The organism is Actinomadura sp. NPDC049382, assembly GCF_040677125.1.
GTDB lineage: Bacteria > Actinomycetota > Actinomycetes > Streptosporangiales > Streptosporangiaceae > Spirillospora > Spirillospora geliboluensis.
Genome location: NZ_JBFARO010000020.1, coordinates 98,530 through 108,262, shown reverse-complemented (window position 1 = coordinate 108,262; position 9,733 = coordinate 98,530). Strand labels below are relative to the sequence as shown.

At 67.1% G+C, this 9,733-nt stretch carries 7 protein-coding genes and 2 tRNA genes; 6 read left to right on the top strand and 3 right to left on the bottom strand.

Annotated features, from left to right (window positions below; all coding sequences use genetic code 11):
* On the top strand, positions 1 to 1,129 hold a 1,129-nt coding region (locus AB0K34_RS15605), incomplete at its 5' end, for an NAD(P)/FAD-dependent oxidoreductase (RefSeq protein WP_364549073.1).
* Between the two features lie 274 nt (positions 1,130 to 1,403).
* Here the strand turns inward: AB0K34_RS15605 and AB0K34_RS15600 are convergent.
* Positions 1,404 to 1,476 (bottom strand) — tRNA-Arg (locus AB0K34_RS15600).
* Positions 1,477 to 1,667: 191 nt separating this feature from the next.
* On the opposite strand from AB0K34_RS15600, the gene AB0K34_RS15595 reads away from it, so the two are divergent.
* From AB0K34_RS15595 to AB0K34_RS15585, 3 genes are all read left to right on the top strand, one after another.
* On the top strand, positions 1,668 to 2,099 hold the full coding sequence (locus AB0K34_RS15595) for a hypothetical protein (RefSeq protein ID WP_138633226.1): 432 nt from the start codon (positions 1,668 to 1,670) through the stop codon (positions 2,097 to 2,099).
* Between the two features lie 142 nt (positions 2,100 to 2,241).
* A tRNA-Ser gene (locus AB0K34_RS15590) sits at positions 2,242 to 2,333 on the top strand.
* Between the two features lie 555 nt (positions 2,334 to 2,888).
* Positions 2,889 to 4,976 (top strand): hypothetical protein, encoded by a 2,088-nt coding sequence (locus AB0K34_RS15585; protein ID WP_364549070.1) that lies wholly within the window; start codon positions 2,889 to 2,891, stop codon positions 4,974 to 4,976.
* Positions 4,977 to 5,162: 186 nt separating this feature from the next.
* Here AB0K34_RS15585 and AB0K34_RS15580 read toward each other — a convergent pair whose 3' ends face one another.
* Positions 5,163 to 5,702 carry a hypothetical protein gene (locus AB0K34_RS15580; RefSeq protein ID WP_138633229.1) on the bottom strand — a complete coding sequence of 180 codons (540 nt, stop codon included), beginning with the start codon at positions 5,700 to 5,702 and terminating at the stop codon, positions 5,163 to 5,165.
* Between the two features lie 490 nt (positions 5,703 to 6,192).
* Here AB0K34_RS15580 and AB0K34_RS15575 point away from each other — a divergent pair, with 490 nt between their 5' ends.
* Together AB0K34_RS15575 and AB0K34_RS15570 are read left to right on the top strand one after the other, a co-directional pair.
* Entirely contained in the window at positions 6,193 to 7,173 is a 981-nt protein-coding gene (locus AB0K34_RS15575) for a pyridoxal-phosphate dependent enzyme (RefSeq protein WP_364549067.1), read from the top strand.
* 124 nt (positions 7,174 to 7,297) lie between these two features.
* On the top strand, positions 7,298 to 7,744 hold the full coding sequence (locus AB0K34_RS15570) for a hypothetical protein (protein WP_364549064.1): 447 nt from the start codon (positions 7,298 to 7,300) through the stop codon (positions 7,742 to 7,744).
* Positions 7,745 to 7,896: 152 nt separating this feature from the next.
* Here AB0K34_RS15570 and AB0K34_RS15565 read toward each other — a convergent pair whose 3' ends face one another.
* Positions 7,897 to 9,354 carry a carotenoid oxygenase family protein gene (locus AB0K34_RS15565; RefSeq protein WP_364549061.1) on the bottom strand — a complete coding sequence of 486 codons (1,458 nt, stop codon included), beginning with the start codon at positions 9,352 to 9,354 and terminating at the stop codon, positions 7,897 to 7,899.
* Between the last annotated feature and the right edge of the window lie 379 nt (positions 9,355 to 9,733).

Below are 9,733 nucleotides of genomic sequence, written 5' to 3'. Positions count from 1 at the left end.
CGATGAGGAACGCGGCCGGCGCCTGCTGCGTGAGGCGGGACTGGACGCGTCCCGGCTGCCCGTGGTGATCCGCTACGACGGTAAGGCCCTCGTGGACCCGCAACTCCCCGACCTCGCGTCCGCGATCGGAGTCAACGTCACCAACGACCTGAAAGTCTGCGATGTCGCCATAGTCGGGGCCGGCGCGGCGGGCCTGACGGCGGCGGTGTACGCGGCGTCCGAGGGCCTCGACACCGTCCTGCTGGAACGGGCCTTTTCCGGCGGGCAGGCCGGGACCAGCCCCATGATCCGGAACTATCCGGGCTTCCCGCACGGCATCGCCGGCCGGCACCTGATGGAGCGGACCTGCGAGCAGGCATGGCTGATGGGCGCGCACATCGTCTTCGCCCAGCAGGCCGTCGGCCTCGAACACCGCGGCGACCACCAGGTGGTTCGCCTGGTGGACGGCTCCGAAGTCCGTGCTCGAGCCGTGCTGATCAGCACCGGCGTCGACTGGCGGCGGCTGAACGTCCCCAGCCTGGAGGACCTCGCCGGTGCCGGTGTCTTCTACGGCATGGCCGTGGGCGAGAGCCGCGCGATGCGGGACCAGGACGTCTTCATCGTGGGTGCCGGCAACTCCGCGGGCCAGGGCGCACTGCACCTCGCCCAGCACGCCCGCACGGTCACCCTGGTCGTCCGGGGCGACAGCCTGGCGAAGTCGGCGTCGGCCTACCTGCTGCGCGCCATCGAAACGACCCCGAACATCATCGTCCGCACCCACACCGAGGTGGTCGGCTGCGGCGGCGACGGCCGCCTGGAACGCCTGACCCTCGCCGACCGGGCGGCGGGCACCACCGAACAGGTCCCGGCGTCCGCGCTGTTCATCATGATCGGGGGCGAACCCCACACCCAGTGGCTCCCGGACACCCTCGCCACCGACGATCACGGCTACGTCCTCACGGGCCGCGAAATCCACGAGGAGGCCCCCGGCCTCTGGCCCTTCGACCGCGACCCCGTCCCCCTCGAGACGAGCCTCCCCGGCGTCTTCGCGGCGGGAGACGTCCGGAGGGGCTCGATCAAGCGGGTCGCCTCAGCGGTAGGCGAGGGCGCCACCGCCGTCCGCTCCATCCACGAGTACCTCTCCACCTGACCGAGTGCCGATCGGCTCGCCCCAGAAGTTCTTCGTGGGTCGTCGAGGTCGATCCGGGAGATGCGACCATCTCCGGCGACGACTCCCCTCATCGGTGTGCGCCCGCGCGGCAGCCCCACCAGCCGAGCCGGCGGAGATGTCCCATCTCTCATTCGCGGCTCGCATTTCCCGCCGACCTCGGCACGGGAGACGCACTCCGTCCGCGGCCCGGCAGGACGTCAGTCTGGTAGCACGAAGCCCCCTCGCGATGATCGCAAGGGGGCTTTGACCTGGGCGCACCCGAAGGGATTCGAACCCCTAACCTTCTGATCCGTAGTCAGATGCTCTATCCGTTGAGCTACGGGTGCCTGACGCATGCCAACTGTACCGGCTCCACGGACCTGTCCGCGAATCGGTTGGCGGATGGGAGGTCACGGATGTGTGACTTGAGTCACGGAACCCCTCGTGGCAGTGATACGCCAAAGGGGTGATCGAGGCGGGAGTGACCTGGATGTCCCCTGTTCCCGTCCGAAGCCCAACCCCCTGAAGGAGAAACCCCATGCGCATGTCCGCCACCAAGCTGGTCGGCGCCCTCGCCGTCGGTGGCCTGATGCTCGGCTCTACGGGATGTGGCGCCATCGACGCCATCGCCGGCGGAAAGAAGACCACCGCCTGCAAGAACATCGAGACGGAGCTGCGGAGCTTCTCCACCGGTGGCATGACCATGACCTCGCCGAGCGGCGCGTCCTCGACCGCCCAGAAGTTCTCGGACACGGCCGCCAAGGTCCGCTCTGAGGGCCAGAGCGCCGGCGGCGACGTCGAGACCGCCGCGACCGCGTTCGCGGGCGACCTCGACAAGACGGCCGAGATGCTGCGGAACCTGAGCTCCGGCAACACCTCGGCCATCGGCCGGCCCGACACCGCCGCCATGCAGCGCCACGGCAACGACCTGGCCGAGGCCTGCGGCTTCAACGGGTTCCGCCTGGGCTGACCCCCTCACAGACGCCTCGCTCCCGCGGCCCCGGGAGCGGCACGTCCACAGCCGTTACGCACTATGCTGCTGGAGCCACGGGACGCAGGCTTTGCCGGTTGGCTCGCCGAACCGGTAGCCTGTGCTGAGCCCGATGGCTCCTGGAGGATTCGCCTAGTCCGGTCTATGGCGCCGCACTGCTAATGCGGTTTGGGTTCACGCCCATCCGGGGTTCAAATCCCCGATCCTCCGCCACTCTGACCAGGGACTTCGTCCAAGATCTCGATCTGGACGAAGTCCCTGTCGCATTCCAGGATGTCCACTTTGTTGGCCCTGGATGGCACGTGGTGAGCACGAGATGTCGCGGCGGCGTCACCGAGTCCAGGTCAGGGGCTCCGAAATGGATCACCGGAACGACTACCTTGCGTGCTCGGCTCGGCTCCCGAGCCGGTTCGCCAGCGATTCCCACGTTAGGGGGACGAAGGGGGCGTCGGCTCGGCTGACACGTTGACGGCTGCGGCTGTTACCCTTGGCGCCTCCGGGAGAACCGAGCTGTGGGCGCCATGAGCGGATAGTGACCGCATCGTGCGCTGATCACTTTGATGTCGAACCTTGCCCGGCGGGCTCGAGAGTGCCGCGCCGTGGGCGATGGCTCCGCGCTACCCGGTCTAGTGGCCGGTCTTCTTGATGTGCGGCAGTTCGACGTACTCCACAGTGTTGTAGGTGAGTCACTTGGTTGTCGGTGCGGCTGCTTCGTGATCTTTGTCGGTGTGGGCGCCGTGTCGGTGTGGGCGGGGCATAGTGCCGTGTATGTTCAGCGGGCTTCACGACATCGGCTGGTCGTCGATGGATCATGCGTACGGCTCGGCCGAGGAGGTCCCGGGTCTGCTGCTGGCGCTGCGTTCTTCGGACGCGGAGGAGCGGCGGGAGGCTCTCAGCAGGTTCTACGGTGCGGTCCATCATCAGGGCACCGTTTACGAATGCACGACGGCGAGCCTTCCGTTCCTGTTCGAGTTGGCAGAGGACGTCACGACGCCTGACCGGGCCGACGTCGTTGAGTTGCTGGTCAGCATCGGATCGCATGCCCTCGATCGTTGCGATGGACGGTATGGCGGCTCGGAAGCTGAAGTTGAAGCGGTGGCGGCCATGCGCGGCCGTGCCGAGACGCTCATCGGGTTCGCCCATGATCCCGACGTCCGCGTGCGCCGGGCTGCGATCCCCGGGCTCGGGTTGTTCATCGACGACGTCGACCGCGGATTGACGGTGCTGCGCGGTCGGCTGTCGGCTGAGGCGAGCATCGTCGAGCAGTTGCTGATCGTCGAGGCGATGGCGACATTGGCATTGCGCTTGCCGGAGCACGCCGAGGCTCAGGCGATGGCGTGGTTCACCGAGTTGGCCGCCGACTCGGCGGTAGCACCTCAGACCAGGCTCGCGGCCGTGGTGCAGCGGGCTCGCTGCGCGCCTGAACGGATGGGTGCGGACGCTATCGCTACCGCGATCGGCCTGCTGCGCGAGTTGGACGGTGCCTCAGTGCCGGCCGAAGCATGGTGCGATCCGCCTGGCCCAGTGGGGTCAGCGGTCTCCGGAGACGGAGCACCACCGCAGGTTGTTGCCGCTTTTGAGGACCTCGAACGCCACGGTCAAATCCACTCACCTTGCACGGATCTGCTGCGCAGTTTCCATCGGACCTTGGCGGCGAAGGTTCCGCAGCGCACGGCACTTCTTGCTGAGCAACTGCGCAGTCTTGATCCCGGCTCCCGCCTGGACGGCATCCGGATGAGCGCCGAGGTCATGGAGTCCTGGCGCGGAGACCACACACGGCTCATCATGCTCGTCGCCGAACACCTCAGCTCAGCCGCCGAGCAAGTCTCCGCAGAGGCGGCGGCCACGTTGAACGCCTGCCATGCGATCGCCGAGCCGACCCGCGAGGCGCTGGCGGAGCACGTCGCCGCACAGTACGCCGCCCACGGGCCGGATGTCTGGTTCACGTCCCAGCCGCACCTGCGGAGAAGTCATCAAGAGGCCGTCCAGGCGCTGGCCCGTCTCGGTGATGTGCGAGCGGTGCCGAGCATCCTCAGAGCCCTGGACAGTGGAGACGACGCCTGGCGGGCAGTCCAGGTCGTTGGAGCACTCCCGCAAGCCGCCGATCAGCTGACACCCCGCCTGTGCGCCCACTTGAAGAGTCTCGACCTCACCCAGGCACTGTGGGAGATGAGCGCGCGCTCCGACCTGGCGGCCCTCGCTGCTCTTGCCGACAACAGCGCAGTCGGCGTGATCACCGCGACCCTGGCCACGGCAGTGCCTCATGAGCTGTGGTCAGTCGCGTGCTCCGCCTTGGACGCGTTGAGGGCTCTCGGTCCGTCAGCGGCCCCCGCCGTGGAAACGATCCGGTCCTTGATCACGGCCTCGGACGCCCATGTGCGTCCCGCCGCCGTTGCCGCTCTGTGGGCCATCGTCGGCGATCCGGACGAAGTCATGCGGCCGTTGCTCGACCTGCTCGACGACTCCATCCCGTTCCGGATCAGCGCGGCCGCCGACGTACTCGCTGAGATCGGCCCTCGTGCGGAGGAGGCACTGCCTCGCCTGCGGGGCCTGTTGAACCATGGCTACGAATGGGTCCAAGTCCCCTGCGCGGCCGCTCTTTGGGAAATCGGCGGCGACGCCGAGGCACCGGCCGTGCTGGACACGCTCCTCCAAGCCTGGGAACAGAACCCTTCGACCGCCAACCATGTCGTCGCATGCCTGGAACGCATGGGACCTGCCGCACGACCCGCCCTGCCCCAACTCCGCTCTGAGCTGCACCACACCCAGCGTCGCGGCAGATACAACAGCATCGACAACGACGAAAGGCTGCAAGAGACCAGCCGCACCCTCGTCGAACGCCTGACCACAAAGTAACGTCTCAGCCTGGGCCGGGGTTGTGCCCCCTCGGGTTCGTCGTGTGCGTCGGTTCCTTGCGGAAGAGTCGTCTCACGCCATTCATCCAGTGATACATCGAAGGCTTGCTGAGTGACCGGCGCAGCGAGCGTTCACCGGGCGGGTGAATGGCTCCGTCCTGCGTTGCCGACCGGGACGGGCCATTGGTCAGCCCGCAAGGAGTTTGAGTAGTTCGACCTGGTGAGCGCTGACCCTGAGCAGAGGGTTGCAGTCGCGGGGGTAGATCTCGGCTTCGTCCCACTGCCGCCGGAGCACACTAGATGCGACGCCTGTCTTGACTCCCCGGGCGTCCTGCTCATCCCGAAGGCGCTCGGCGTCGAACAGGTACACCGCCCGAAGGCACCAGGGGCGAGTACCAGCTCGTGAGGAACCTGCCGCTGATCGTGGACCGGTAAGCACCAGGTAGTAGTCGAGCGTTGCGGACGAACTGGTGTCCAGAATGCCTTCTTGTTTGAGGTACCACTTGACGTTGACCGTCCGGCCCTGCAGCGGGCCGACGCGAAAGCGACCATCGACGGCAGAGTTGGTGGCCGATTCCTCCAGCTCGATATCAAAAATCCGTGACGCGATCCACTCACCGAGATGCCCAGCCGTCATCGGCCGCTGGATGATCGCGGCAATCTCCTCATCGATGGCATTGCGGCCGGCCAGAAGCTCCGCAATCCGTTCAAGCTTGTCATCTCCCATGACACTTCCTTCCTATTGTGACGTCGAGGCTGACGGCCGAGGACGAACACGGCCTCAAGCTTCTCCTGAATCCAGGCGTAGTCCATAGCGGAACTCTAGACCGCGATCGGGGCGGTGCGCTCTAGCTTTTTCCATTATGCGCCGCTCGCTCGCTTGTCACCCAGGTTTCCGGGTGAGAGTTCGCTGCATCTCGATCGTCTGGCCCCTGGATGGTGTCTAGAGAGTGGCAACGATCATCTGCTGGCTAATCTTTGGTCACGCCATCAGGGAGCAGGTGGCTGGCCGGCTTTGCTGATGTTGTTGGGCGCTGTCTTAGCTGCGCGGCAATGCCTTTGATGGCTTCTGTTCTCCTGCCGGGAACCGTGCGGCTCTGTCGTGGAGTGGTTGTAGGCGTCGGTGGGCGGGGTCGCGGGATCGATTCGGTGGAGGATGGGTGGGTTCGTGGTGGTGGCTGTTGAGGTGACGTTTGTGTCGGGTACGTTGTTGCGTCGTGCTCAAGACGCGGCTCGATCTTGGCCGGATCCGCGCGGCTCGCCGTGTGATCGACCCGGTGTTCCTGGACACGCCGTTGTTCCGGTGCGAAGCCTTGGGGCGCGCGCTGGGCTGTGCGGTGAGCATCAAGCTGGAGACGGCGAACCCGGTCCGCAGTTTCAAGGGGCGGGGTACCGAGGTTGTCGCGGGTCGGCTGAGCGATCAGGGCCGGACGGCCGTGGTGTGCGCCAGTGCCGGCAATCTGGGCTGGGCGCTGGGCTGGTCGGGGCGCCGCCATGGCCTGGACGTGACGGTCGTGGCATCGCGGCGGGCGCCTGCCGCCAAGCTTGATCGGATTCGCGCTTCGGGTGCGACGCTGGAAGTGGTCGATGGCGACTTCGACCTGGCCCGGGAGCGGGCGGCGGGTATCGCGCGGCGGCGCGGCGTCCGGCTGGTCGAAGACAGTCTGGACGTCGAGACCTGTGAGGGTGCGGCGACCATCGGGCTCGAACTGGCGCAACAGGCGCCCTCCTCGGACGTCGTGCTGATCGCCCTGGGAGGCGGCGCCATGGCCACCGGGGTGGGCTACGTCTTGAAGGCTCTGGCGCCTGGAGCCGAAGTCATCTGTGTGCAGCCTCGTGGCGCACCTGCGATGACCCTCTCCTGGCGGGAGCGCCGGGTCATCACGACCGAGTCCACCGACACCATCGCCGACGGCGTTGCCGGTCGGCGCCCCATCCCCGCCGTGCTGGATGATCTTTTGGCGGTGGCCGATGATGCCGTCCTGGTCGAGGAGGCGTCCATCGTCGCGAGCATGCGGATGCTCTTGCAGCACGCGGGTCTGGTCGTCGAACCCTCAGCGGCCCTTGGCGTCGCCGCCGTTCTGGAGGACCCGGACCGCTTCGCCGGCCGTCGTGTGGTCACCATCATCTGCGGTAGCAACGTCGATCTGGACGACTACCAGCGGTGGGTTCGTGCCGATCCGCCGACCCGCGCTTAGACGATCTTCTGCACGGTCACCGCCCCACCACTCGACTGTCCCTCCGGCGATCATGACTGGTGTAGATGGGCTTTATCGTCCTGGGGTGGGCGGAGATTCGACCACGGCACCTATGTTGGCGGTCATGGGACGAGGCGACCCTGAACTGGCTGACCACCCTGCCAACTGGGTGCTGGTCGACTACCTGCGCGCGCAGGCTCGCCATCCTGGCACCCCACATGACCACACCTACAGCCTTGATGGATGGGTACTGCACACTCATCCTGAGCTGCTTGGACGGCTCGCACAAATCGCGCCGGACGACATCCCGGTCATTCCACTGTTCGGTGTTCCCGCACTCGCGTCCAACGGAATCGCCGCTGTCGTCGCTCTTGGAACCAGTTGGCTGATGGTCAGACTTCCGCGACTGCCGAACGACCTTGAAACCCTGGATCCTGTACTCCCGCTGGCTGATCATGGATGGCACGCGGTCTGCGCCTGGCAGAGTGAAATCCCCTCCGCAGAAGGCAGACGCCGCCTTACCCTCTTGGTGAACGACGCGCTCCAGTACGCACGCAATCTCAACCCCTAGCCATTGGATCGGTAGTTACTCTTCGAGATTCGTCGGGGGGCAATCCGCCGGGGGTGGTTTGTTCGCTGCCGCCCTACGCCGTCCAGTGAGTCCTTATGAAGTCCCGAAATTCTTCGCCAGTGTCCTGGGACTTGCCTTTGTTAGGGCGGTCGTTATTTGCGTTGATGCTGGAGGTTTTGGGGTGGGTGGTGTCCTTCCTGGGTGGGGAGCCATGCTCCGTGCAGGCCCAGCGGTACGCGTACGGGGATGCGGAGTCGTGCGAGTGGACCGTCGGACGGGTTGCTGCCCGGTAGGACGAGTAGCCAACTGGAGAGGTCGGTGCGGTTCGTGGCGAAGGTGAGCCAGTAGCCCTCGTCGGCGGCGGTGCGTCCGGGGACGGGGGCGAAGACCGGCTCGCCGACCGACAGGTCGCCCGCGTCCCAGGTCTCGACGGCTGTGTTGTCGTCGCCGACGTCGTACCAGCGCAGTGCGTCGTACTCGCCGGGCAGCAGTCCCGGCGTGCGTCCGCTGCCGGCGGCCGTGGCGATCCGTCGGTGCGGGCCTGTCAGGGCGCGATCGTCCACTCGGGGGAACTCCACTCGTGCGTCGTCGAGGAGATTGCGCTGTATGGAACCGGTGGCCGGGTCCATGACGGCGCGCGCGAGCCCGTGGGCGGCACCGTCGGAGGAGGCCGGGCGCGGGCCCAGGCCCGGGCTGGGCCACTGTACGTAGTCGAGGACGACCCGTCCGTCCGCTGTGTCATGGGCGTTCACGGTGTGCCAGACCCAGAAGGCCGAGTCGTGCGCCCAGCGCACCGGGCCGCCGTCACGCGGGATCAGGGCGATCCGCGTGCCGCGCTCGGGGCGCCAGTCCAGGAAGGAGCCGCCCCGCATGGCGGCCTCTAGATCGAGGAAGGCCGGCGCGAGGACGAGGACGAGATAGCGCCCGGTCAGAGCCATGTCGTGGATCATCACCGGCTCGTCCACGTCCGCCACTGGTGTCGGGGCACGGCTCACGTGGCCGTCCCGGTCGAGCATTGCCCAGGTGAGGTACGGCTGCTCCAGCGCGTAGCAGAAGACCGCCATCTCCCCGGTCCGCGGATCGATCTTCGGGTGGGCGGTGATCCCGGCCGGCAGGCCGCCGTCGAAGGTCTCCTTGCCGAGCGTCTCCAGGTCCGGCGCCATCCGGAACGGGCAGTCTGACTCGGCGAGGGCCAGGAGTCGTCCCCCGTGCCGGACGACGTTGATGTCCGGCAAGTCCTTGAGTGTGTGCGCCAGTTCGGGCCCGACCTTCTCGGGGCCAGGAGTGATCAGCGACTCGATCCCGCCCCATAGGGCGTGGCCTGCCTTCTCCTCCGCGCGCATGGCGGGCGTGCGCACGAAGCGGTTCCGGTACCTGGCCCGCCCCTCGCTCATCCACACGCCGTGCAGCATGCCGTCGCCGTCGATCGGGAAGAGGTAGGAACCGATCGGGGCGAAGCGTGGGTTCGGCCCGTTGCGCAGGTACACCCCGTCCAGTTCGGCGGGCAGTTCCCCCTCCACCTGCAGCCCGGCCTCGTCCACCTCCTCGGTCACCGGCGCGAACGTCCCAGTCAGATGCGCGACGCGCGCCGGATCGAACCCAGTGGCCATGGCAATCCCCCCAACAGCGGGCCTCCGGCCTCGGGTTCTTCCCGCCCGGAACTACATCAGTCCAGGTCAGGGACCTCGACCCGGCGAGAGGCCGTATGTCGGTTGCTGACCGAGGGCTCTGACACGCAGGGTGCAACCTCGTCGGTAGGACGAAAAGCGTCCTGGCAGCGCCGGCGGGCCTCGGTGTGCCGACGGCGCGGTTGTCGGGTGGGTGACCCGTCAGCGGGGTGGGCCCCCTTACTTTCCGGACGGCTTGATCGTCTGGGCGTCGACATCACTCGAAGGCGAAAAAGAAGGCAATGTAGCGACAAGATCAGCTGACGCGAAGGCCCCTGCCCTTCTCCCACCGACGAGGCGCCCCACTCTCGCGCCCATCGGA

Excerpts from the sequence above, each read along its gene's own strand:
- AB0K34_RS15595 (WP_138633226.1), top strand. The coding sequence starts at position 1,668 with ATGCGCATGTCCGCCACCAAGCTGGTCGGCGCCCTCGCCGTCGGTGGC.
- AB0K34_RS15585 (WP_364549070.1), top strand. The coding sequence starts at position 2,889 with ATGTTCAGCGGGCTTCACGACATCGGCTGGTCGTCGATGGATCATGCG.
- AB0K34_RS15580 (WP_138633229.1), bottom strand. The coding sequence starts at position 5,702 with ATGGGAGATGACAAGCTTGAACGGATTGCGGAGCTTCTGGCCGGCCGC.
- AB0K34_RS15570 (WP_364549064.1), top strand. The coding sequence starts at position 7,298 with ATGGGACGAGGCGACCCTGAACTGGCTGACCACCCTGCCAACTGGGTG.
- AB0K34_RS15565 (WP_364549061.1), bottom strand. The coding sequence starts at position 9,354 with ATGGCCACTGGGTTCGATCCGGCGCGCGTCGCGCATCTGACTGGGACG.